The sequence below is a fragment of the Fulvimarina thalattae genome, from assembly GCF_040239565.1.
Classification (GTDB): domain Bacteria; phylum Pseudomonadota; class Alphaproteobacteria; order Rhizobiales; family Rhizobiaceae; genus Fulvimarina.
This window is the reverse complement of the sequence record NZ_JBEHWS010000002.1, coordinates 93,436-116,739: the sequence shown is the minus strand read 5'-3', so window position 1 is coordinate 116,739 and position 23,304 is coordinate 93,436. Positions and strand designations below refer to the sequence as shown.

General features: G+C 62.0%; 20 protein-coding genes. 9 read left to right on the top strand and 11 right to left on the bottom strand.

Features of this window, described 5'->3' with window-relative positions:
* Nucleotides 1-105: 105 nt before the first annotated feature.
* The 3 genes from fucP to ABRA89_RS03525 form a co-directional block, all read right to left on the bottom strand.
* Nucleotides 106-1,410 (bottom strand): L-fucose:H+ symporter permease, encoded by a 1,305-nt coding sequence (gene fucP / locus ABRA89_RS03535; protein ID WP_349940075.1) that lies wholly within the window; start codon nucleotides 1,408-1,410, stop codon nucleotides 106-108.
* 236 nt (nucleotides 1,411-1,646) lie between these two features.
* Nucleotides 1,647-2,408 carry an anti-sigma factor gene (locus ABRA89_RS03530; protein ID WP_349940074.1) on the bottom strand — a complete coding sequence of 254 codons (762 nt, stop codon included), beginning with the start codon at nucleotides 2,406-2,408 and terminating at the stop codon, nucleotides 1,647-1,649.
* Nucleotides 2,405-2,977, bottom strand: a complete 573-nt coding sequence (locus ABRA89_RS03525; protein ID WP_349940073.1) for a sigma-70 family RNA polymerase sigma factor — start codon at nucleotides 2,975-2,977, stop codon at nucleotides 2,405-2,407. Before ABRA89_RS03525 ends, ABRA89_RS03530 begins: the two co-directional genes overlap by 4 nt.
* A gap of 297 nt (nucleotides 2,978-3,274) precedes the next feature.
* Between ABRA89_RS03525 and phnD the strand changes: the two genes are divergently transcribed.
* The 4 genes from phnD (at nucleotide 3,275) to phnE (ABRA89_RS03505) (ending at nucleotide 6,775) form a co-directional block, all read left to right on the top strand.
* Nucleotides 3,275-4,222 carry a phosphate/phosphite/phosphonate ABC transporter substrate-binding protein gene (gene phnD / locus ABRA89_RS03520; protein WP_349940072.1) on the top strand — a complete coding sequence of 316 codons (948 nt, stop codon included), beginning with the start codon at nucleotides 3,275-3,277 and terminating at the stop codon, nucleotides 4,220-4,222.
* A gap of 107 nt (nucleotides 4,223-4,329) precedes the next feature.
* Nucleotides 4,330-5,148 carry a phosphonate ABC transporter ATP-binding protein gene (phnC, locus tag ABRA89_RS03515; protein WP_349940071.1) on the top strand — a complete coding sequence of 273 codons (819 nt, stop codon included), beginning with the start codon at nucleotides 4,330-4,332 and terminating at the stop codon, nucleotides 5,146-5,148.
* Entirely contained in the window at nucleotides 5,145-5,957 is an 813-nt protein-coding gene (gene phnE, locus ABRA89_RS03510) for a phosphonate ABC transporter, permease protein PhnE (RefSeq protein ID WP_349940070.1), read from the top strand. Before phnC ends, phnE (ABRA89_RS03510) begins: the two co-directional genes overlap by 4 nt.
* 14 nt (nucleotides 5,958-5,971) lie before the next feature.
* The gene (gene phnE, locus ABRA89_RS03505) at nucleotides 5,972-6,775 is read left to right on the top strand and encodes a phosphonate ABC transporter, permease protein PhnE (RefSeq protein WP_349940307.1); all 804 of its coding nucleotides are present in this window, start codon (nucleotides 5,972-5,974) and stop codon (nucleotides 6,773-6,775) included.
* A gap of 95 nt (nucleotides 6,776-6,870) precedes the next feature.
* Here the strand turns inward: phnE (ABRA89_RS03505) and ABRA89_RS03500 are convergent, their stop codons facing one another.
* The 4 genes from ABRA89_RS03500 to ABRA89_RS03485 form a co-directional block, all read right to left on the bottom strand.
* Nucleotides 6,871-7,038: a DUF1328 domain-containing protein gene (locus ABRA89_RS03500; RefSeq protein WP_349940069.1), complete on the bottom strand. Its 168-nt coding sequence runs from the start codon at nucleotides 7,036-7,038 to the stop codon at nucleotides 6,871-6,873.
* A 360-nt stretch (nucleotides 7,039-7,398) separates the two neighbouring features.
* Nucleotides 7,399-9,225 (bottom strand): flavin-containing monooxygenase, encoded by a 1,827-nt coding sequence (locus tag ABRA89_RS03495; protein ID WP_349940068.1) that lies wholly within the window; start codon nucleotides 9,223-9,225, stop codon nucleotides 7,399-7,401.
* A gap of 263 nt (nucleotides 9,226-9,488) precedes the next feature.
* On the bottom strand, nucleotides 9,489-9,875 hold the full coding sequence (locus ABRA89_RS03490; protein ID WP_349940067.1) for a type II toxin-antitoxin system death-on-curing family toxin: 387 nt from the start codon (nucleotides 9,873-9,875) through the stop codon (nucleotides 9,489-9,491).
* Between the two features lies 1 nt (nucleotide 9,876).
* Complete coding sequence (locus ABRA89_RS03485) at nucleotides 9,877-10,107, bottom strand: AbrB/MazE/SpoVT family DNA-binding domain-containing protein (protein ID WP_349940066.1); 231 nt, start codon at nucleotides 10,105-10,107, stop codon at nucleotides 9,877-9,879.
* Between the two features lie 165 nt (nucleotides 10,108-10,272).
* On the opposite strand from ABRA89_RS03485, the gene ABRA89_RS03480 reads away from it, so the two are divergent.
* Nucleotides 10,273-12,102 carry an ABC-F family ATP-binding cassette domain-containing protein gene (locus ABRA89_RS03480; RefSeq protein WP_349940065.1) on the top strand — a complete coding sequence of 610 codons (1,830 nt, stop codon included), beginning with the start codon at nucleotides 10,273-10,275 and terminating at the stop codon, nucleotides 12,100-12,102.
* A 33-nt stretch (nucleotides 12,103-12,135) separates the two neighbouring features.
* Here ABRA89_RS03480 and ABRA89_RS03475 read toward each other — a convergent pair whose 3' ends face one another.
* The 3 genes from ABRA89_RS03475 to ABRA89_RS03465 form a co-directional block, all read right to left on the bottom strand.
* Nucleotides 12,136-12,930 (bottom strand): aspartyl/asparaginyl beta-hydroxylase domain-containing protein, encoded by a 795-nt coding sequence (locus ABRA89_RS03475; protein ID WP_349940064.1) that lies wholly within the window; start codon nucleotides 12,928-12,930, stop codon nucleotides 12,136-12,138.
* Between the two features lie 125 nt (nucleotides 12,931-13,055).
* On the bottom strand, nucleotides 13,056-14,549 hold the full coding sequence (locus ABRA89_RS03470; RefSeq protein WP_349940063.1) for a helix-turn-helix domain-containing protein: 1,494 nt from the start codon (nucleotides 14,547-14,549) through the stop codon (nucleotides 13,056-13,058).
* A gap of 41 nt (nucleotides 14,550-14,590) precedes the next feature.
* Nucleotides 14,591-14,725: a hypothetical protein gene (locus ABRA89_RS03465; RefSeq protein WP_349940062.1), complete on the bottom strand. Its 135-nt coding sequence runs from the start codon at nucleotides 14,723-14,725 to the stop codon at nucleotides 14,591-14,593.
* A 363-nt stretch (nucleotides 14,726-15,088) separates the two neighbouring features.
* On the opposite strand from ABRA89_RS03465, the gene ABRA89_RS03460 reads away from it, so the two are divergent.
* Together ABRA89_RS03460 and cbiB are read left to right on the top strand one after the other, a co-directional pair.
* Nucleotides 15,089-15,352: an SMc00767 family acetate metabolism repressor gene (locus ABRA89_RS03460; protein ID WP_349940061.1), complete on the top strand. Its 264-nt coding sequence runs from the start codon at nucleotides 15,089-15,091 to the stop codon at nucleotides 15,350-15,352.
* Nucleotides 15,353-15,462: 110 nt separating this feature from the next.
* Complete coding sequence (gene cbiB, locus ABRA89_RS03455; protein WP_349940060.1) at nucleotides 15,463-16,440, top strand: adenosylcobinamide-phosphate synthase CbiB; 978 nt, start codon at nucleotides 15,463-15,465, stop codon at nucleotides 16,438-16,440.
* On the opposite strand, the gene ABRA89_RS03450 is transcribed toward cbiB, so the two are convergent.
* Complete coding sequence (locus ABRA89_RS03450) at nucleotides 16,432-17,187, bottom strand: gamma-glutamyl-gamma-aminobutyrate hydrolase family protein (protein WP_349940059.1); 756 nt, start codon at nucleotides 17,185-17,187, stop codon at nucleotides 16,432-16,434. The two genes, cbiB and ABRA89_RS03450, sit on opposite strands and share 9 nt — an antisense overlap.
* 208 nt (nucleotides 17,188-17,395) lie before the next feature.
* On the opposite strand from ABRA89_RS03450, the gene ABRA89_RS03445 reads away from it, so the two are divergent.
* A complete protein-coding gene (locus tag ABRA89_RS03445; protein WP_349940058.1) occupies nucleotides 17,396-18,493 on the top strand; it encodes a TRAP transporter substrate-binding protein in 1,098 nt (365 codons plus the stop codon).
* A 481-nt stretch (nucleotides 18,494-18,974) separates the two neighbouring features.
* The gene (locus ABRA89_RS03440; protein ID WP_349940057.1) at nucleotides 18,975-23,111 is read left to right on the top strand and encodes an autotransporter domain-containing protein; all 4,137 of its coding nucleotides are present in this window, start codon (nucleotides 18,975-18,977) and stop codon (nucleotides 23,109-23,111) included.
* Nucleotides 23,112-23,304 lie beyond the last annotated feature (193 nt).

The window sequence follows — 23,304 nt, the reverse complement described above, 5'->3', positions numbered from 1 at the left end:
TTTCTGTCTCTGTTGCACCGCAATATGACGCTGAGCGCACCAGACCACAATTCGCCGAGATGGGAATCGCCCATGCCTCAATGCATGGGTCGTTTCACGCAAGCTTCATCCTTCTGTGCCTAAGACACGACCTCCGTGCTTCCGTCGGCTGACCGATAGATCGAAGATGCCGTATGCCGCCACGAGCGCAAAGCAGACCGCCGGCACGATATAGGCGGTCGTCGCGCCGAAGGCGTCCATCGTCGCGCCGTGGACGAGCGGCAGAAGCGCCCCGCCGAGAATGGCCATGACGAGCCCCGCCGCGCCGAACTTGGTATCTTCGCCAAGGCCTTCGAGCGCGATGCCGTAGATCGTCGGGAACATCAGCGACAGGCAGAGCGAGAGCCCGATCACCGCGATGACGCCGCTGAGATTCGGCACGAGTACGGCATAGAGGCACAGGACCACGCCCAGCACGGCCATCGCCGAGAGTAGCAGGGACGGCCGGAAGAAACCCAGGAGATAGGTCATGACGAAGCGCGAGATCAGGAAGACGATGAGGCTCGCCTGAAGCCAGGCCCCGCCTTCGGACTCGCTCGCACCGATCGCCGCCTGGGAATACTGTATCGTGAAGGTCCAGGTGCAGGTCTGGGCCGCGACGTTGAAGAATTGGGCGATGACGCCGAAGCGATAATGCCGGTTTTTCATCAGCCGCTTGATGGTTGGCCTGAAATCGAGGGTCGAGATGCCGGCCTCGTCGTCGCGCGTCTTCGGCACCTTCGAAAGCGCGATGCCGATCCAGATGAGAACGAGCAGGCAGGCCATGCCCACATAGGGCGTCATCACGGCGCTGAGTTCGGCCTGCTGAATCTGTTCGAGCCGTTCAGGCGCCATCTCCGCCCGTTCCGACTGGCTCGCCGGATTGAGCTGCGGCAGGATGAGCGTCGCGGCGAGAAGAACGCCGATATTGGTGCCGACCGGATTGAAGGACTGGGCAAAGTTCAGCCGCCGGGTGGAGTTCTCCTCCGGCCCCATGGCGATGACGAAGGGGTTGGCCGACGTCTCCAGCACCGAAAGCCCGGCCGCCAGCACGAAAAGGGCTGCAAGAAACGGACCGTATGTCATCCAGATGCTCGCCGGATAGAACATGAATGCCCCTACCGCCGCGAGCCCGAGCCCGACGAGAACGCCGGTCTTGTACGAATAGCGCCTCGTAATGAAGGCTGCGGGGAGGGCGAGCAGAAAATAGGCGCCGTAATAGGCGAACTGCACGAAGGCCGATTGCAGCGCAGACATGGAGAAGATCTTCGAGAAGACGTTGACCAGTGGATCGGTCATGTTCGCCGCGATGCCCCAGGCGGCGAAGCAGGTGACGAGGAGAACGAAGGGAACGGTCATCCCCGAATAGAAAAAGGGCGTCTTCTCTTTCATGTCGCAGCGCCTCCCAACGCTTTGCCGGCCGCCTACCCAAGACCGGCTCAACCCTTTGCGGGTGTTTTCTTATCCAAAGCATAGCGGCACGAAGCCCGCGAGCGAGGCGTGCTGTGCGAAAATTTTCGCGTAACGTTCGGAAGAAGCGCGAGATTCAGACGCCGTCTCGAACCCGGAGCACAAGGACCTTGAATAGCTCGATCGGCATGCGGTGCGAGCGAAGGTCCTCGTGCCGATCAGATTCGGTCGAGCGAGCCGATGGCGACGACAGGGCCCGTGGGAAGACCGGTCGGCGAACCGCCCGGAGGTTCGAGCGAAATTTCGACGGTTCCGCCAATGGCGTTCTCGCCGATCTCCTGAAGCTGAAGGGTCAGCGGCTCGCCAGCTTGGATCAAGCCGAGAGAACGGGGTTCTGTAGCCTGCTGCTCGAGCAGCCACAGCTCTGGGACGCGGTCCTGATCGCTAATGCCGTCGACAGGAACGAGCGTCGCGGTCCGGCTTTCGAGATCGACGACCACCGTGAAGATGGTCTCGCCCGCATCGGAAGCGAGGCGCGCGGCGAGGGTCGTCTGGTCTCCCGGCGTGCCGGGTCCAAATTCCTGCGGTGGAACGAGGATCGCCAGCGCGGCAAGCGCGCCCACGGCCAGTAGTGAGCTTGCACCTGCCAGCGTGCGCCAGATCGGCGAAACCCCGCCAAGACCCTTTGATTTCTTCTTGGTCGACTGCTCGGACCGGGCCCGATAGGTGGCACTCACCCGCGCGATCCGGTCGATATCGGCGCTGATCCGATCCCACACGACGGAGGAGGCCTCGACGCTGCGGATTTCGGAAATCAGCGGCGCGAGCCGGTTCTCCCACCAGACGACGCTGGAGGCGAACGCGCCGTCTTCGCGCATCCGGCGTTCGGCTTCGCGTCGTTCGGCACCATTGAGAACGCCGACGACGTACTCCGCCGCCACATCCGGTCTTGCCTCCGGCTGATCCTGAGTGTCGCTCATTGGGAGAGACATCCTTTCAGCTTGATCAGGCCGCGCCTGATGAGACTCTTCATGGTGCCGAGGGGAACCTCGGCTTTATCCGCGAGCTCTTGGTAGGTCCGTCCACCAAAGAACGCGGTGCGAATGGCTTGGCCCGTCCTCTCGTCGAGTTCTTCGAGGCACGAATCCAGCCGCTTTCGATCGTCCTCCGCGCTCAATTGAGCGAATGCGTCGGGCGTATCGTCTGCGACGTCGGGAGCCGTGTCGATGTCTTTCTCGTCGCGTCGGCCGATCTGCCGGACGCGGTCGATCGAGCGATTTCGCGCGATCGTCGCGAGCCAGGTGATCGGACTCGCGCGGCCGGGGTCGAAATCGGCGGCCTTCATCCAGACCGAAAGATAGACGTCCTGAAGAACGTCTTCGGCTTCCCGCCGGTCGTTCAAGATACGCAGGGCAATTCCGAAAAGCTTCGCCTGCGTGCGATCATAAAGCTCTTTCAGCGCGGCCTTGTCGCCGACTGCGATCTGGCCCAGGCATTGAACCAGATGCTTTCGGCCATCCTCGACCTCCCGGCTTGACTTGCCCGCCATTCTCGAACTCCCTCACATGGCGACAAGGCCAACAAGTTTGGCCGGCGGAAGTCAACCGGTTTGCATGGGTTCGCCGCCGATTCGTCCGGATAAAGACATTCCGGTCTCCACTGGCTTCCCATCGATTCCACGGCCCAAATTCGCTTGTGAAACGGCGCGCCGGCGCCATGCTCGCCCCGCGATGCTGACTCCGCTTCCCGACAATGCTATCTGATTTCGTGGGAGGCCAAACTGTTACAGTGGTGTCATACGGCATCGTTAGGTGACGGCGCGGTTTGAATGAAAATGGGAGAAACCATGAAAACGCTAGCCATCGCGGCGATCGCGGCTGTCACACTCGCCTATCCGGCGCACGCTGATTTCACGTTGAGTGATCGGTATCAGGATCAGGACGGCGATCTGATCGCGGATATTCCGGAAGACGCATCGGAACAAATCGATCCCGATACGCTGATCTTCTCCTATACGCCGGTCGAGGATCCGGCGGTCTATCAGGAGGCCTGGGCCGGCTTTCTCGATCATCTCGCCGAGGCGACGGGCAAGGACGTTCAGTTCTTTCCGGTTCAGTCCAACGCCGCGCAGATCGAGGCGATGCGCGCCGGCCGCCTGCACATTGCGGGCGTGAACACCGGCGGCAACCCGCTCGCCGTCGCCTGCGCCGGCTTCCGTCCCTTCACCATCATGGCGTCCGAGGACGGCTCCTTCGGCTACGAGATGGAGATCATCACCTATCCGGATTCCGGCATCGAAAAGCCGGCCGACCTCGCGGGCAAGACGGTCGCCTTCACCTCCGAAAGCTCGAATTCCGGCTTCAAGGCCCCCTCCGCGATCCTCAAGTCGGAGTTCGACTTGAATGCTGGCGAGGACTTCCAGACGACCTTTTCCGGCGCGCATGACGCCTCGATCCTTGGCGTTGCGAACAAGGATTACGATGCCGCCGCGATCGCGAATTCGGTGAAGGCTCGCATGATCGAGCGCGATGTCGTCAACGAAGATCAGCTCAAGATCGTCTACACCTCGGAGACCTTTCCGACGACGGGTTACGGCATGGTCTACAATCTGAAGCCGGAGCTTCAGGAAAAGATCAAGGAAGCGTTCTTCAGCTTCGATTGGGAAGGCTCCGCGCTCGCCGAGGAATTCGGCAAGAACGGCGAAGACAAGTTCATCCCGATCACCTTCAAGGACGACTGGTCCGTCATCCGTCAGATCGACGAGGCCAACGGCGTCGAATATAACTGTCAGTAATTCGCGTTTCGCGCACTGATTGTCCGGCGGGCGGGTTCATCCGTCCGCCGGCTCGTTATGTTCAACCGGGCCGGTAAGTTTCGTCGGCGGAGATATCGGGATCGCGGATGCTGCGGATCGAAGGGCTCAACAAAACCTACAAGACCGGCGACACGGCCCTGCGCGACGTCTCGCTCGACGTGCCCAAGGGCCAGATCCTCGGCCTCATCGGCCCCTCCGGCGCCGGAAAATCGACACTCATTCGCTGCGTCAACCGGCTTGTCGAACCGACATCCGGCTCGATATTCCTCGGCGATGTTGACCTTGCGGGTCTCAGCCGCGCCGATCTGCGCCGCCAGCGGCGGCGCATCGGCATGATCTTCCAGGAATACGCCCTCGTCGAGCGCCTGACGCTCATGGAGAATGTTCTCTCCGGCCGTCTCGGCTATGTCTCCTTCTGGCGAAGCTGGCTGCGCCGCTATCCAGGCAAGGACATCCAGCGGGCCTACCAGCTTCTCGACCGCGTCGGCCTGATCGACCACGTGGACAAGCGCGCCGATGCCCTCTCCGGCGGCCAGCGTCAGCGTGTCGGCATCGCCCGCGCCCTCGCGCAGGAACCTGAGCTTCTCCTCGTCGACGAACCGACGGCGAGCCTCGATCCCAAGACCAGCCGCCAGATCATGCGTCTCCTCATCGAAATCTGCGCCGAACGCGATCTTCCCGCCGTTGTGAACATTCACGACGTACCTCTCGCCAAGCAGTTCATGCAGCGCATTGTCGGCCTCAGAGCCGGCGAGATCGTGTTCGATGGTTCGCCGGATGATCTCACCGAAAACGCGCTGACGACGATCTACGGCGCGGAAGACTGGAACACGATGCGCAAGGATGACGAGGAGAAGCAGGAGGCCGACGCCGAGGCCGACAGGCATATGGCCGAAATCGCATGACAACGGCCGCCTCGAATTATCCGACAACCTGGCGCCGGCCACCGCAGGTCTTCACGACCCGCACCACGCGCTATGCGCTCTATGGCGGTATTCTCGTCTATCTCATCCTCGCCTCCCTCTCGATCGATGTCGACTGGCAGCGCGTTTATATCGGCCTCGAACGCGGCCAGCGCTTCGTCATGGGCTTCCTTCAGCCGGACTTCACCAGCCGATGGAACGAGATCGTGCGTGGTCTCACCGAAAGCCTGACGATGACGCTGACCTCCACGGTCGTCGGCGTCCTCATCTCGGTGCCGATCGGCATCGGCGCGGCCCGCAATCTCGTGCCGGCCCCGGTCTACTATGTCTGCCGCTCCATCATCGCCGTCAGCCGCGCGCTGCAGGAAATCATCATCGCGATCTTCCTCGTCGCCATGTTCGGATTCGGCCCCTTCGCAGGCTTCCTGACCCTCTCGTTCGCCACCATCGGCTTCCTCGCCAAACTCCTCGCAGACGATATCGAGGAGATCGACGCACGGCAGGCCGAGGCGATCCGCTCGACGGGCGCCTCCTGGTTCCAACTCGTCAATTATGCAGTTCAGCCGCAGGTGATGCCGCGCCTTATCGGCCTGTCGCTCTACCGGCTCGACATCAATTTCCGCGAGTCCTCGGTTATCGGCATCGTCGGCGCGGGCGGCATCGGCGCGACGCTCAACACGGCGATCGACCGCTACGAATATGACGATGCCGGTGCGATCCTGCTCATCATCATCGGTTTCGTCCTGATCGCCGAATACGGCTCCAGCACCATTCGGAAATATCTGCAGTGAGCGAATTCAGCGAGATCCAGCACTATTCCGACACCTGGACCTACCGCACGCCGAAAAGTCGGCTTGTCAGGTGGGTCGGCTGGGTGGCGCTCGTCGCGCTGTTCATCTGGTGCTGGCAGATCATGACGGCGGACACGATCTGGTATTTCGTCACCGACGCGCCGCGTCAGGCGGCGGATATCGGCTCGCGCATGTTCCCGCCGAGTGTTTCCTACATTCCAGAACTGCTTATGCCGCTCTGGGACACGATCAACATCGCAACGCTCGGAACGGTCGGCGGCGTCATCATGGCCGTGCCGGTCGCCTTTCTCGCCGCCCGCAACACCACGCCTTCAGCGACGATCCTGAGGCCCATCGCCCTCTTCATCATCGTCGCGTCCCGGTCGATCAATGCGCTGATCTGGGCGCTTTTGTTGGTGGCGATCATCGGTCCGGGACTGCTCGCCGGCATCGTCGCCATCGCGCTTCGTTCGATCGGATTTATCGGAAAACTGCTCTACGAGGCGATCGAAGAGATCGATGAACGTCAGGTGGAGGCGGTGACGGCCACCGGCGCCAGCGGCGCGCAGGTACTCACCTACGGCATCGTCCCGCAGATCATGCCCGCCTTCTGGAGCATCTCGATCTTTCGCTGGGACATCAATATCCGCGAGAGCACCATTCTCGGCCTTGTCGGCGCGGGCGGTATCGGACTGAAATTGCAGGCTTCGCTCAACACGCTGGCCTGGAGCCAAGTGGCGACGATCCTTATCATGATCCTCGGCACCGTGATCGTCAGCGAGTGGGTCTCATCCAAGGTGCGCCGCGCGATCATTTGATTGGGCGCGAGACGACTGGGATAGGCGATACTAAAGCTAGATAATACGGCGCCGGGTTGGCGCCGTATTGATTATTCCACTTGTCTAAGTGCCCGTCAGAGCGAGCGCCCGCGACGGCCCATGAACAGCGAAATCACGAAGAGAACGATCGCGACGACGGCGATGATCTTCGCGATGCCGACTGCCGTGCCAGCAATGCCGCCGAAGCCGAGAACTGCCGCGACGAGCGCGACGACGAGAAACAGAATTGCCCAACCAAACATACTCATGGTCCTTTCGAGATCGGTTTTCATCATCGGCGCGGGACCGCGCTATTTCCTGCTTCGGTCGGGTCGTCGGTGATTTCGGAAATTAAAACGCCGTAACGTGTGATGTGATCCCGTCCGGCTGCAAGATTCTTTTGAATAAGGTCAATAAAGTGAGTGAGACACCGCGATCCATCGTATTTTCTCTTGTCGTATTTTATCGAAGATTGTCCCGCCCAAAGTGCTGAATAAAAAATTATTTGCGCTGGCAAAGTAAAGGGAACTTTTCGGTGTGACGCCTTTCGGATGCCAGACACAAAGAAGGGCCGATCCGAAGACCAGCCCTTTCCGCGAATTCGTCCGCGCTGCAGCGCAGCTTCAAATTCCCGCGTGATGCACCTCCTGCAGGCCGTAGACCGGCGTCGGGATGCCCTCGTAGCGGGCCTTCAGCTGGAGCGCGAGATAGAGCGAGTAGTGGCGCGACTGGTGGAGATTGCCGCCGTGCATCCACAGATGTTCCACCTGCGTCGGCTTCCACATGTTGCGCTGTTCGCCCTCCCAGGGGCCAGGGTCCTTGGTGGTGTCGGAGCCGAGGCCCCAGACCTTGCCGATCTTCAGCGCGGTCTCGCGGTCGATCAAGTCTTCCACCCAGCCGTTCATCGAGCCGTAGCCGGTGGCGAAGACCACGAGATCGGCCGGCAGCTCGGTGCCGTCTTCCAGCTTGATGCCGGTCTCGGTGAATTCCTTCACCTGGCCCGAGGCGAGCTTCACCTTGCCGTCGATGATCAGCTGGGCCGCGCCGATATCGATGTAGTAGCCGGAGCCCCGGCGCAGATACTTCATGAAGAGGCCGGAGCCGTCATCGCCCCAATCGAGCTTGAAGCCTGCCTTTTCGAGCCCGTCGTAGAACTCCTTGTCGAGCTCTTTCACCTTGTCATAGACCGGCTTCTGGAACTCGTGGAGGATGCGGTAGGGCAGGGACGCGAAGATCATGTCCGCCGTGTGCGTATCGACGCCGCTCTCGACCGCGCGCTCCGAATAGAGGTCGCCGAGCCCGTGCTCCATCAGCTTGTCGGACTGGATGATGTGGGTCGACGACCGCTGCACCATAGTGACGTCCGCACCTGCCTCGTAGAGCGCGCTGCAGATGTCGAAGGACGAATTGTTCGAGCCGACGACAACGACCTTTTTGTCCTTGTAGGCGTCCGGTCCCGGATGCTGGGAGGAGTGCTGGATCTCACCCTTGAATGTGTCCTGCCCTGGAAGCTTCGGCATGTTCGCCTTGCCGCTCATGCCGGTGGCGAAGACCAGCTCCTTCGGGCGCAGCGTCACCTTTTCGCCGTCGCGGGTGACCTCGACGACCCACTCGCCCTTGGCCTCGTCGTAATGGGCCGAAGTCGCTTCCGACTTCTCCCAGTAATTGAGCTCCATGATCTTCGTGTAGAATTCCAGCCAGTCGCCGATCTTGTCCTTCGGCGCGAAGACGGGCCAGTTCTCCGGGAATTTCAGATAGGGCAGGTGGTCGTACCAGACCGGATCGTGCAGGCAGAGAGACTTGTAGCGGTTGCGCCAGGAATCGCCCGGCCGCTCGCGGCGTTCGAGGATGATGGTCGGAACGCCCAGCTGGCGAAGCCGCGCGCCGAGCGCGATGCCGCCCTGGCCGCCGCCGACGATCACCACATGGGGCTGGGTCTCGTAGCCGAGCGTCTCCTTCTCGTGGTCGATGCGCTGGCGAAGATTGAGCTTGTCGGTGTCGTGCCCGTGGACGGCACCGAGCGGCCGTTCCTTGCCGCGGTTTTCCTCGTGGCCCTTAAGTTCGGTCATGGCGGTGAGGAATGTCCAGGCCTTGCCGTCCTGAAGCCGGGCAAGGCCCTCGCCGCGCGCGATATCGGTCTCGAAAGTGAACCATGCGGTGGTGACGCCGCCGTCCTCGGTCGGCTCGTCGGAAAGCTGGAAGTTCTTCGGCCGCACCCGGTCGAGGGTTGCCGACAGCATGTCTTTCACGCCGGTTGGGTTCTCCACCGTCTTGATGTTCCAGGTGAAGGTGACGAGGTCGCGCCAGAAGCTGGTGGCCGCGAACATGTTCGCGGCGGCCTCCGCATTGCCTGCGGCCAGCGCCTTTTCGAAATCGGCGAACCAGGCTTCGGTCTTCTTGCGGATTTCGCTTTTCTGGTCGGTCTTCGGTCTTTCGAGTGTGTCGCTCATGATGTTCCTCCCGTATTCGCGTTCTCTAAGTTTCTTTGCGCGAAACGGCGTTCTCCCAATCGCCGACGCTCACGCGCGCTCAGCTTGCGCAACCGGACGGACGACCGCAAGGCGTCGAAAGTCCGATTACCATGCACACAGACGTGATCGGATGAGGTCGGACCGCGACTTCACGGTCGGGCGGCTTCATACCTGCCTGCCGCCGGCTCGAAATAATCAATCTCTCTCGGAGCGGAGGGGTAAGCCCGCGAGTCTTTCCAGTCTCAGCCCGCGACAGGCTCCGTATGATCGCGCAGGAACCGTACAGTTCCCTCTTCGTCGATCTCGCCTGCCGCGACGCCGAGGACGAAGGCGATGATGTCGAACTGGTCGGCTTCGATCGACCAGCCATTGAGGTACAGGAACAGGTCTGCGGCGACGAACGCCGTTCGCTTATTGCCGTCCACGAATGGGTGGTTCTTTGCGATGCCGAAGAGGTGGGCGGCGGCGAGGACGAAAAGATCGTTTTCACCGTAGTGATACTTCTGCTCAGCGCGCATCAAGGCGCTCTCGAGCATGCCCTCGTCGCGCAACCCGGCAGCGCCGCCGTGCAATCTCAACTGCTCGGCGTGCACCACTTCAATGAAGGCGCGGTCGTGAAATTCGATCATGTCACTTCGCAAGTTCGCGAAGCGCGACCTCGTACTTTTTCATGCGCTCGCGTGCGATCTCGAGCTTGCGCTGGAAGGCCTCGCGATCCTCTGGTCCGCGTTTTAGGACAAGATTGTCGCCATCTTCGACGATCGTGAGGTGGTCACCTGCTTCGAGCCCTTGTCGATGCAGCATCTCCTTCGGGATGATGATCCCCTCGGAATTGCCGATCTTTCGGATGGTGACGTTCATGGGATGTCTCCGTAGTTTAACGGTGAGTATATCGCTGCTCGTGCCATGTTGCAACATGTGTTGTAACGAACTCGGCGCGCCCGCATACGGCCTGCTCTCCAATCAATCCAAAATCGCATCGCTCCCGGTCTTACGAAGGCGTCTGCATTCGTCTAAATGGGCGCCATGGCTCCACCACCGCTTCTTCGCCTCGACGATGTCCGCCTCACCTTCGGCGGCACGCCTCTCCTCACCGGCTGCGAACTCAATGTTCTGCCGGGCGACCGCATCGCGCTCGTCGGCCGCAACGGCTCCGGCAAGTCGACGCTTCTGAAGATCGCGGCCGGGCAGATCGAGCCCGATGGCGGCGAGGTGTTTCTGAAGCCCGGAACCACCCTGCGCTACCTGCCGCAAGAGCCCGATTTCGGCACGTTCGAGACCGTCGGCGACTATGTGCGCTCAGGCCTCGGCCCGGCGGACGATCCTTACCGGGTCGACATGTGCCTGATGGCGCTCGGAATAACAGAGGACATGGTGCCGGCGAACTTGTCCGGCGGCGAGGCCCGCCGCGCGGCGCTGGCCCGCACGCTGGCACCTGAGCCCGACATCATCCTTCTCGACGAGCCGACCAACCATCTCGACCTTCCGACCATCGAATGGCTGGAGGGCGAACTCGGCCAGATCAAGAGCGCGATCGTCACGATCAGCCACGACCGGCGCTTCCTCGAAACCGTGACCCGGGCGACCGTCTGGCTCGATCGCGGCGCGGCCAAGCGGCTCGACGAGGGCTTTGCGAGCTTCGAGGGCTGGCGCGACAAGCTGCTCGAAGAGGAAGAGCGGGACCTTCAGAAGCTCGACCGCAAGATCGTCCGCGAGGAGCACTGGCTGCGCTACGGCGTCACCGCGCGGCGCACGCGCAACCAGCGGCGGCTCGAAGGTCTCCATCAGCTCCGCCGCGACCGCAAGGATGCGCGGCGGGCCGAGGGCAAGGTGGTGATGAACGCCGGCGAGACGCGTGAGAGCGGCAAGCTGGTCATCGAGGCGATCGACGTCACCAAGGCCTATGGCGAGCGCACGCTGGTCAAGGATTTCTCCACCCGCATCGCGCGCGGCGACCGGCTCGGCCTTGTCGGCCCGAACGGGGCAGGCAAGACGACCCTGCTCAAGATGCTGATCGGCGCGATCAAGCCGGATTCCGGCCGCGTGAAGCTCGGCACCAATCTCGATCTCGCCTTCCTCGACCAGAAGCGTGCGGCGCTGAAGGACGAAGAGAGCGTGACCGATGCCCTCACCGGCGGGCGCGGCGATCAGGTGATGGTCAACGGCGAGCCACGCCACGTGGCCGGCTATCTCAAGGACTTTCTCTTCAAGCCCGAGCAGATGCGGACGCCTGTCGGCAATCTCTCCGGCGGTGAGCGGGCAAGGCTACTGCTCGCCAAGACGCTGGCGACGCCCGCCAACCTTCTGGTGCTCGACGAGCCCACCAACGATCTCGACATGGAGACGCTGGACCTTCTGGAGGAGCTCGTCGCGAACTATCCTGGCACCGTCCTCCTCGTCAGCCACGACCGCGACTTCCTCGACCGCACGGTGACGAGTGTCGTCAATCCAGCCGATGCCATTGCGGGTGATGGACGCTGGCTCGAATATGCCGGCGGTTATTCCGACATGCTCGCCCAGAAGCGCGATGCGGCCAAGGCGCAGAAATCGGATGGCGGCGGGAAGGGCGCGCCGAAGAAGGGTGGGAGCTCGAATGCCTCGGCCACTCCGAAGCCGGCTTCGAATTCAAACAAGCTCTCCTACAAGCAGAAATTCGCCCTCGAAAACCTGCCGAAGGAAATCGAGAAGCTGGAGACCCGGATCGCCAAGGCCGAAAGCGAGATGAGCGACCCGAACCTCTTCGCGAAGAACCCCGACCGCTTCAACAAACTCGCCTCAGCCATCGACGCCGACCGCGCTGCACTGGCGAAGGCCGAGGACGAATGGCTGGAACTGGAGATGATGGCCGGCGGGTGAGAGCTCGCGATTGTTATCATCCTGGGCACACCGTCACCGGTGCTTCGTGCCCTCGCCGTAGAACATCTTCTCCCACTTCTTGTGGGCCTTGTACCCCTCGCGGATGAACGGCGTGAACATCGCCATGTTGAGGATGGCCTTGTTGGTCGCCTTGGCCGGCTGGTTCAGCGGCTTTTCGAAATCGACGAACAGCACCACGCGCACCGCGTCCGAATGGTTCCAGGCCTCGTGCTCGTAAGCGTCGTCGAAGATCAGTGCTTTGCCTTCTTCCCAATGACAGGTCTGGTCGTCGATGCGGATGCCGACCTTGTCCGGCTCGTCGGGCACGATCAGGCCGAGATGGAAGCGCAGGACGCCGTTATAGGGGCCGCGATGGGGCGGAAGGTGCTTGCCGGGCTCGAAGATCGAGAACATCGCTGATTTGAGGCCGGGGATCTTCTGGAGGATGCGCCAGGTCTCAGGACACTGCTTGATCGCCTCTTCCGACTTGATGCCGTAGCCGCACAGGAAAAAGGTCTTCCAGTCGCTGTCGGAGGAGATCGAGCGGACTTCCGAGGAAATTTCGTGAAAGGCCGGCAATTCGCCCTTTCGCACGAGAAGCTTGTCGAGCTCAGCGCGGATCAGCTTCCACTCGGCTTCCACCTCGCGCGCCCACGGGAAGGCATCGGTCGGAAAGACAGGTGGATTTCCGACGGCCGAATGCTTGAGATTGAGCTTTTCGGCCTTGTCGACGAGGCTCTGCACTGTGCGGGCGGCGAAACCCCCACCGCCCATCGTGTCCTCGAGGCCTTCCGTCTTGAACTTCTGGTCGGTCGCTGTCTTGCTCATGATCTCAACTCGTGTCGTGCGCTGCCGGCGGCAGGTTCGGCAGGCTTACATGCCGCCGTTCCGGGCCGTCATTGAATCGTCGTCAAACGGAAAATCCGTCGTTCAAGTTGCGATGTGAGGATTGTTCACTGAAAATCAAAGGCCGAGAGGCCGGTCACCATCTCGTCGAAGCCGGACGGACGGGCCAGCGGTGGCTCTGCGCGGGCGAGGCAGGCCTGGCGTTCGCAGAGCCGGCAGGCGGGGCCGATCTTCAGGAGATGGCTCGGCTCCTTGTCGGTTCGCTCGCCCTCGCTCGGCTCGCGTTCCGCACGGGCCTTGTCCAGCCGCGCTCTGCCGGTTTCCAGCTGCCGGCCGTAGACGGTCTCGTCCTTGTAGCCGATATCGCAGCCGATCAGGATCGCCGTGCGCCGCGGCCGTTCCTCGAATCCCGTCTGGAGCCCTTCGAGCGTTCGCGCCAGAAGAAGGAATTCCGCTCCTTCCGGCATAACCGCGCCTTCGACGATGATATGGCCGGGCTGTGCAAAGGCGGCGTGAACGGGCAGCTTCGGGCATTCTCCGCCGAAGCGCTGGGCAGGAAAGCCCCGAGCGCCGGCGCGCCGGAAATGGTTTCCGGCATTGTCGATCTCCAGCATGAAGAAGGGCAGGCCGGGCGCGCCCTGCCGCTGCAGCGTCGTCAGCCGGTTTGCCGCCTGTTCGAACGACACCTGAAACCGCGCCGCGAGAACGTCGATGTCGTAGGCTTCCTTCGCCGCCGTCTTCTGGAAGGCGTCATAGGGCATCAGCAGCGCGTGGGCGGCGTAGCGCAGGAGTTCGAACCGCGCGAGGCGTCCGGCTTCGTCGGTGGAAAAGGTGAATGTCTTCCACTCCGCCGCGATTACGTCGGCGAATTTCAGGGTCACGGCCTGAAGCGCGATCTCGCGCAGCCGATCGGCATGGGAAAGCCGCTCGGAGAGAAACAGCCGCCGCGAATGCCGGTCGAAGCGGCGGCGATAGTTCGGCATCCGGTGAACGGGCAGCACGCGCACGGTCACGTCGCGCTCCTTGCGCAGCCATGCCTTCAGCGCAGCCGTCGCGTCTTCGCCTGCATCGATCTGCAATTCCGCGTGAAACGCTTCGGCCGCCGTGTCGATTGCGGCAAAGAAGTTCGGCCGGCTCTCGAAGATCTCGTGCACTTCGTCGATCGGCAACCGCGTCGCGGCGACGCTCGTCGTGCGCCCTTCCTGGGCGAGCAGCGTCGAGAGATCGGTAAGGCGGCTCTGCTGTTCGCGATAGGCGCGATAGAGCTTCAAAATGCCCTTGGCCGCATTTGGTGCTGCTTCCGCGATCTCGGCGAGCTCCTGATCGCCCGCGATTTCGCCGCTCAACAGTGGATCGGAAAAGAGCGCCTTCAACTCGCCGAGGATCTTGTCTTCCGATCCGCGAAGATCGCCGAGATCGACCTTATAGGTCTCGGAAAGCCTCAACAGCAGCTGGACTGTCAGCGGCCGCTGATTGCGCTCGATCAGGTTGAGATAGGAAGGCGAGATGCCGAGCTGCTCCGCCATCGCGGTCTGCGTCAGGGAGAGACCATGGCGAATGCTGCGGATGCGCGGGCCGGCGAAGATCTTGTTCTCGGCCACGGCTCAGCCCCTCGAGCCGCGGCGCACTTGGCGTCTTTCGGTCAGGAAAGCGTCAGCTGCCCCGAACGGCGCGCGCAGGCCGGGCCGGGACCGCGCATGTAATAGCGCTCCGGCCGGTAGGACGGGTGAAAGAAGGCGACGATGTGCGAGACCAGGCGCTTGCAAGATGCGACCATGACCGCGGCCCTTTCCTTGTTTGAACGTGTTTCTTGACCACGCCAACACTGACTGAAATCCGTTGCTAATTTGCAAATGAAGGTCCTTCCAGGCTGAATTTTGGTGAGCGATCTCAGTCAGATGAGGTCCTTTGCATAGTGTTGCGATCGGGCAACGAAATCTCACGGGCCCGTGATTGAAGTCGTCCATTGCGGCGCTGCCGGTTTTTACAACTATGACAAGCTGCTGGATAGGATTTTGTAAAACGATCCTCTGGCAACTCCGCCATTTCCGGCCGGGTTTGCGGGTCGCCTCGGGCGCACCCTTGCGAAGCGGACAGGAAACGGTCAAAACACGGACAACCGATTTTTGGGAGTGCATCAATGAGCGACAACAATACGACCGGTGAGGACCGTCCCCGCACCCGCGTTCGCGAGCGTGCCGAGGAGCAGTCGAGCACGATGGGCGACGATCAGCAGGCGGCGATCCGCATGCTGGCGAACGACCTTCATCGCCTGAATCAGTCCGTCATGAAGGCGGTGGAAGCGGGTGTCTCGGTCGAACTCGTACGCTCGGCCCGGCATCATGGCGGCAACAACAACTGGGGCGATCTCCTGATTCCGGTGATCGTCCGCACCGAAACCTGAGCCGAACGGCTTTTCGAAAGGTCCCGGCGTCTGCTTTGCAACGCCGGGATTTTTGCGCGTAGAAGTATCCGCGCTCTCCGGCCGTATCGCAGCGCCTTCGACACCGGACCATGGCCGCTCATTTCGCTATTCTGTTTTTCGCGACCCTGCTCGATCGGCTCATCGGAGAGCCCGAAGCGGTGTGGCGGCACTGCCCGCATCCGGTTGTCCTCATCGGCCGCGTCATCGATTTTTTCGATCGGCGAATGAACGACCCGACTGTGTCTTCGAAGAAGCGCCGGCGGGATGGTCTTCTGTTTCTCGCTGGTCTGGTCACGGCCAGCCTTGTTCTGGGCCTCGGTCTTTCGGCGTTTTTCGGGCTTTTCGGTCCCATCGGCTTTCTCGCCGAGATCGCCGTTCTCTCCGCCTTTCTCGCGCAAAAGAGCCTCGTTGATCACGTGAAGGCGGTGGCGGTCGCCCTCAGCGAGAATGGCATTGCCGGCGGGCGGGCCGAAGTCGCAAAGATCGTCGGCCGCGACGTGAACGTCCTCAACGAGGCGGGGGTCTCGCGCGCCGCGATCGAGAGTCTTGCCGAGAACGCTTCCGACGGCATCGTTGCGCCCTTCTTCTGGTATCTCGTCCTGGGCCTGCCGGGTGTTATCGCCTACAAGGCCGTCAACACGGCCGACTCCATGATCGGGCATCTCAACGACAAATATCGCGATTTCGGCTGGGCCTCGGCTCGCTTCGACGATCTTCTCAACTTGGCTCCGGCTCGCATCACGGCTTGGCTTCTCCTGCGCGCTGGCATTCGGGATACCGAAGCCCGGCATGAGGCGACCGAGATCGTCAAACGGGACGCGCCGCTCCATCGCTCGCCCAATGCCGGCTGGCCGGAAACCGCGACAGCGGTGCCTCTGGGGATCGCGCTTGGCGGCCCCCGCCGCTACGGCGATCTGATCGTCGATGCGCCCTATCTGAATCCCGCCGGGCGAACCACTTTGGCCCCGGCCGATATCGACGCGGCTCTCCGGCTCACGCGAAAGCTCTTCAACCGTCTTCTATGGGTGAGCGGCGCTCTGGCGCTGTTCTTTTTGATCCTAGGCTGATCGTCCCGCACGGTCGCGGCATGCCGCGGCAAAGGCCTCGAAGATCGCCCGCGAGGCCGCATCGGTTTCGGCCCAGTATTCCGGGTGCCACTGAACGCCGAGGGCGAAAGCGCGCGCATCCTTCACCGACACGGCTTCGATCGTGCCATCCGGCGCCGTTGCCTCCACCGAAAGGCCTTCGCCCAGCCGGTCGATCCCCTGGCGGTGCAGCGAGTTGACCCGGATCGGGCCGCTGCCGACGATACCCTCCAGTTTTCCGCCCGCCTCGATCGACACGTCATGCCGGATCGCGAAGCGCTCGCGCTGTTCGTGATGCTTGATCGCCCGGTGATCCATCCGGCCTTCGATCTCCTGGACCTCGGGCACGAGGGTCCCGCCGAAGGCGACGTTGAGTTCCTGATGGCCCCGGCAGATCGCGAGAAGCGGAACACCGGCTTCGATCGTTTTCTTGATCAGCTTTTCGGTGAGCCGATCCCGGTCCGGGTCGTAGGGTTCGTGCGCGACGCTTGGCGGAACCCCGTAGCGGTCGGGATGCACGTTCGAGACCGCGCCGGTCAGCATGATGCCGTCGACGCGCGTCAGCAGCGTCTCGATGTCGATTTCCTCGGCCATCGCCGGCACGAGAACCGGGATCGCTTTCGCCACCCGCGTCACCGCCTTGAGATACGTGTCCGGTGTCGCGTGCCAGCGGTAGTTGTCGAACTCACGGACATCGGCGGGAAGGGCGATCAGCGGGGCAGGGGACATCGGATCAGTCGCTCGGGAAAGGGTGGGTTCCGGGAAACCAAGCCTTAATCGCTTCGCGGGCGCGATCGCAAGGCGAGGGGCTGTTGAGGCAAATTGTCGGTTCGCAGCGGATCGGTTTGCCGGACGCGTGATGTTATCTTGTATCCAACCCTCTCGTATCATAGGGCGAAGGGCCATAAATTGCCCAAAACCATCAGGGAGGATCACCATGGATCGACGTAAGTTCATTTCGGGCGCAGCAACGGGCGCTCTCGGCGCGACGGCGCTCGCGACCCCCGCCATCGCGCAGGAAAATCCCAAGCTGCAATGGCGTATCACCTCGTCCTTTCCCAAGTCGCTCGACACCATCTACGGCGGCGCGGAAACCGTCGCGAAATACGTGACCGAGGCGACCGACGGTCAGTTCGAGCTTCAGGTCTTCGCGGCCGGCGAGATCGTGCCCGGCCTCCAGGCGGCCGATGCCGTGCGCGACGGTACGGTCGAGATGGCGCACACCACCTCTTACTATTATGTCGGTCAGGACGAGACCTATGCGCTCGGCACCACGGTGCCCTTCGGCCTCAATGCCCGCCAGATGAACGCCTGGTACTATTATGGCGGCGGCAACGACCTGATGAACGAGTTCTTCGCCACGAAGGGTCTTTACGGTCTGCCCTCGGGCAATACCGGTGCGCAGATGGGCGGCTGGTATCGCAAGGAGATCAATTCGCTGGAGGATATCCAGGGTCTCAAGCTGCGCATCGCCGGTCTTGCAGGCCGCATCATGGAAAAGCTCGGCGCGGTGCCCCAGCAGCTTGCGGGCGGCGACATCTATCCGGCTCTCGAAAAGGGTGTCATCGACGGCGCCGAATTCGTCGGTCCCTATGACGACGAGAAGCTCGGCTTCGTGAAGGTCGCGCCCTTCTACTATTATCCGGGCTGGTGGGAAGGCGGGCCGACGGTCCACACCTTCATCAATCTCGACAAGTGGAACGAACTGCCGGACAACTACAAGAGCGTTCTCACCTCCGCCTGCCAAGCCGCCAATTGCGACATGCTGGCAAGCTACGACTACAAGAACCCCGCCGCCATCCGCCGGCTCGTCAACGAAGGTGCGAAGCTTCGCTCCTTCAGTCAGGACGTCATGCAGGCCGCCTACGATGCCGCGAAGGAAATCTACACCGAGATTTCGAGCTCGAACGAGTCGTTCAAGAAAATCCACGACAGCCAGACCGAGTTCAAGCGCGACGCCTATCTCTACGCGCAGCTCTCGGAATACACCTACGACACCTTCATGATGATCCAGCAGCGCAACGGCGCCATCTGACCCCTGCGAAGATCAAGGCATCTCCAACCAGAAAGCCCCGGACGGTTCGTCCGGGGCTTTTCACATCAGCCTCGGTGGCGTTGGCAGCTTAGAAGCACGGCCCAAGACGGTCGCGGCTTCGAAGTATGAGAAAGGGCCGAAAACCGGCCTCTATTGCGCGACAAACTTTGCGTTGGGTAAGCCATGGATCTATGACGAGTTGAAAAACCGTCTCAAAACCCATCTGTTTCATATTATTGGTTTTTCAGAAAAGACGGCAGCATACATTACAATAAGGGAATATTATATTCTACTAATTGAATTTCTGACCAGTGCCTTCCAAGCAACGCTTTAAAAAATCAAATTTCCATCGTGGACATTTTCGTTGCGACAACACACGCGTGGAGAGTAATTCGTTCCGTGAACGAAATTCGAGTGAAGAGCTTTGCGCAGAGAGCATGAAGGCTTGCTGGACGCAGTTCATCCGCGAGTGGGTAGGGCGATGACTAAGAATGCAAGCCATCTGATTGGCTTACCGCGTGAACTTCTCCTCAGTGTGTCGGGATTGGCCCTGACCTCAGCTCTGACGCTTGCGCTCGCGGATTCTGCCGCCGCCGCAGATGAATGCGGCGCGGTTGGGACCGGCCGCACGGTGACCTGCACGAGCACAGGCAATCCGTACGCCAACGGCATCACCTATACTACTACGGACGCGGCTACGGTCGTGCTCGACGGCGACGCGGACACACCCGTGGTCATCAATAGCGGCGCGAAAACGGGTGTTTCAAATCAAACGACAAGGACCGACGAGACGCGCGGTCTTGCCATCACTGCAACGGGTCCGGTCACCATTACGACGACGGGCTCTTCCGCCTACGGCCTTTACGGCCGTCATTATGGCTTGGGGGACGTCACAATCACGTCCGCCGCCGACATCACTACGGACGGACCTATCGCCCACGGTCTTTACGGACAAGTCTCCAATCCGGAGAGCACGGGCACGGTGTCCGTCAGTGCGACCGGCGGCACCATCACGACGACGAACGGCAACGCCCACGGCCTTTACGGCCTTCATTCTGGCTTGGGGGACGTCACTGTCAGGTCGGCCGCCGACATCAGCACGCGCGAATTGGGAGCCGTCGGTCTTCTCGGCCAAGCCACCAACTCAGCGAGCACGGGCACGGTTTCGGTCAGTGCGACCGGCGGCACCATCACGACGACGAAAAACGATGCCTACGGCCTTGCCGGATATCATCAAGGCTCGGGAGACGTTACGGTCACCTCGGCCGCCGAGATCAAGACGGACGGATCTGACGCCTACGGTCTTTACGGCCAAGCCGCCAACTTACAGAGCGCGGGCACTTTGACGGTCAGTGCGACCGGCGGCACCATCGAGACGACGAAAAGCAACGCCCACGGCCTTTACGGCATTCATCGTGGCCTGGGGGACGTCATGGTCACCTCGGCCGCCGAGATCAAGACGGGCGGATCTGCCGCCTACGGTCTTTTCGGCAACGCCAACAACTCGGCGAGCACGGGCACGGTGTCGCTCAGTGCGACCGGCGGCGCCATCACGACGACGCGCTCTTCCGCCTACGGCCTTTACGGCTCTCATTCTGGCTTGGGGGACGTCACGATCACGTCCGCCGCTGACATCAGCACGGTCGGATTGAACGCCACCGGTCTTTATGGCCACGCCAAAAACTCGGCGAGCACGGGCACGCTGTCGCTTAGTGCGACCGGCGGCGCCATCACGACGACGAACGCCAACGCCTACGGCCTTTACGGCCTTCATTCTGGCTTGGGGGATGTCACGGTCACGTCGGCAGCCGACATCAGCACTGGCGGATTGAGAGCCACCGGCCTTTATGGCCGAGCCTCCTCAGCGAGTACGGGAACGGTGTCGGTCAGTGCGACCGGCGGCACCATCACGACGACGAACAATGACGCCTACGGCCTTTACGGCTTTCATACTGGCTTGGGCGACGTTACGGTCACGTCGGTCGCCGACATCAGCACGCGCGGATCGAACGCCATCGGCCTCTACGGCCAAGCCAACAACCCAGCGAGCACGGGCACGGTGTCGGTCAGTGCGACCGGCGGCAGCATCACAACGACGGGCAGCAGCGCCCACGGCCTTTACGGCTATCATTCTGGTTTGGGGGACGTCACGGTCACCTCGGGGGCGGCCGTCTCGACCGGAGGTAACCTGGCACACGGGCTCTTCTCCCTGCGTGATGCAAGCGGCCTGTCGCGCGTTGCGGTGACGGACGGCACGGTGCGCACTGCCGGCTCCGGTTCCGACGGGTTGCGAGCTGAGAGCCAGCGCAGTGGTAGCGCGCCGCTCGGTGCGATAGCGGACATCGACGTGGCCGGTATTGTGGAGACGACCGGTGCTGACGCAGCCGGCATTCGCGTGGTTGCGGGTGACACTAGCGGCGCCACGACGCCCAATGACGGTGCCAACGCCTCGGCCGTGATCGGCATCGCCGCCGGAGGACGTGTCTCGTCGGCCCAGGCTGTTGCCATCACCGAAGCTGCGCCCTCTTCCGGCGCGCCGGTCGCGATCGACACGGCGTTGACGATTGCAGGAACGGTCGCGACAGGCGTTGCATCGGGGACTGCGGTCGACCTCTTTACAGGCAATGACAGGGTGACATTGCTTCCGACGGCAGCCGTGACCGGAGCAATTGATGGCGGTGACGGGTCAGATAGCTTCATTCTCAATGGCCAGACCGGCACGAGCGGGGTGTTGAACCTCGATACGACGCCGCTCTTGAACTTTGAGAATTACGCGAAGAATGGCGCCGGTGCTTGGACTCTGACGGGCACGAGCTCCACGATCGCCGGATCTTTCATGGTCAACGACGGCCTTCTCACAAACAACGCTTCTCTGCCAAACGCAGCCTTCATGCTTAATGGTGGCGCAATCGGCGGCTCCGGCACGGTCGGCACGGTCGTCGTCGATGCCGGCTCGACTATCGCGCCGGGCAATTCGATCGGTACCCTGAACGTTGCCGGCAATACGACCTTCCAGCCTGGATCTACCTTCGAGGTCGAGGTGGACGGAAGCGGCAATGCGGACAGGCTGGTCTCCGACACTGTTACGATCAACGGCGGCAAGGTCAAAGTCGTCGCGCTCGATCCCGAGGCAAGCTATGTCGACGGCCGACAGTCGCTGATCATCGACACGGCAAACGGCGTGTCTGGAACCTTCGACGATGTGACCGATAGTCTGAATTCGGCCTTCGTCAACTTCTCGCTGATCTATACGGCGGACGATGTGCTTCTGCAGGCGAATGTCGTTTGGGTCACCGATCCTGAGGAGCCGGCCGAAACGCCGAACGGCACGCCGCTGATCTTCCCCGCTGCGGCGATTACCGACAACCAGTTTGCGAGTTCCTACGGCCTCAACGGTCTTTCCCAGGCCCCCGACTCGGACTCGCTCTACGTCTTCAACCAGATTCTCTCGCTGCCGAGCTTCGAGGCGGCTCAGCGCGCCTTCGATCTCTCGTCCGGCGAAATCCACGCCTCGCTGCAGAATGCCCTCGGCCAGAGCGGGGCTGAGTTCACCCGCACGCTGCGCCGCCGCGCAGGCCTGCTCGCCGGCCTCGACGGCACCAGCGGCTCGCTCGGCGGTGTCGCGACGAGCTACGCGCCGCTCGCGCTCGCCTATGGCGAGGACGGCTCCGACGGCAAGATGCCGGGCGTCTTCCCGGTCGAGGGCGAGCCGCTAGATCCAACGACCTCGCGCACGCTCGGCGTGTGGACCGCCGCCTTCGCCGGAGGAGCGGACTGGGACGGCGATCCTAACCGCTCCGGCTCGATCGGCGCAGGCAACTTCGAAAGCGACGAGATCGGTGTCGCGGTCGGCATTGAGGGCCGCTTCGACGAGCTGATGACCATGGTCGGCCTCGGCGCAAGCCCGCTGACGCTAGGTCTCGCCGGCGGCTATTCGGAGAGCGATCTCGACGTCGCCGCCCGGTTGTCCGAAGCCGACATCCAAACGGGCCATATCGGCTATTACGCCGCGAGCGAGCTGTTCGGTCTCGTGCGCCTGTCCTCAGCGGGCTCGGTCGCCTTCTCGAATGTCGAGACCGACCGGCGCATCCGCTTCGGCGCGATCGACCGGACGGCGACGGCCGACTACGACGCGGTGACCTTCACTTCCTCGGGCGAAGTCTCTGTCCCAATCGCGCTCGGCGGCGGCGTCACGGTCTCGCCGCTTGTCGCCTACGATCTCGCCTCGGTGAGCGTCGACGGCTTCCGGGAAAACGGCGCAGGCGCGCTCAACCTTAAAAGCGGCGATGATGACTACACACATGCCGCTGCCTCGGTGGGGGCGGCATTCACCTACGAGCTGGCGCTCGGCGGTATGCCGGCCCGTCTCGACGCCCGTCTTGCCTATGAGTACGGCTTCGGCGACCACCGTCCGGACCGGCGGATGAAGCTTGCCGGAGCACCGTCGACACCGTTCACGGTGCGCGGTGTCGACGCTGACGACGATCGCTTCGCGATCGGCTTCGGGGCTGCAGCGAATATCACCGAGACAATCACGGCGACGGCTCGCTATGACGGCGCCTTCGGCGACGACACCGAAATCCACAGCGGCCGCACCTCGATCGGCTTCAGGTTCTGATCGACGATATTCGAGCGAGGCCAGCAGTATAAGCTGAGCCGTTGCTGTGCCCAAACCTTACACCGAGATGATGCTTCAGGCACGAATCTCAAAACCGTTTGCTTTAGCGACACCATCTTTAAAGCAGAATCACCGTATTCTATTTAAGATTGCCGCACTTTTCCGTGATATTTGAGAGTTAGCGCAAGAAAGT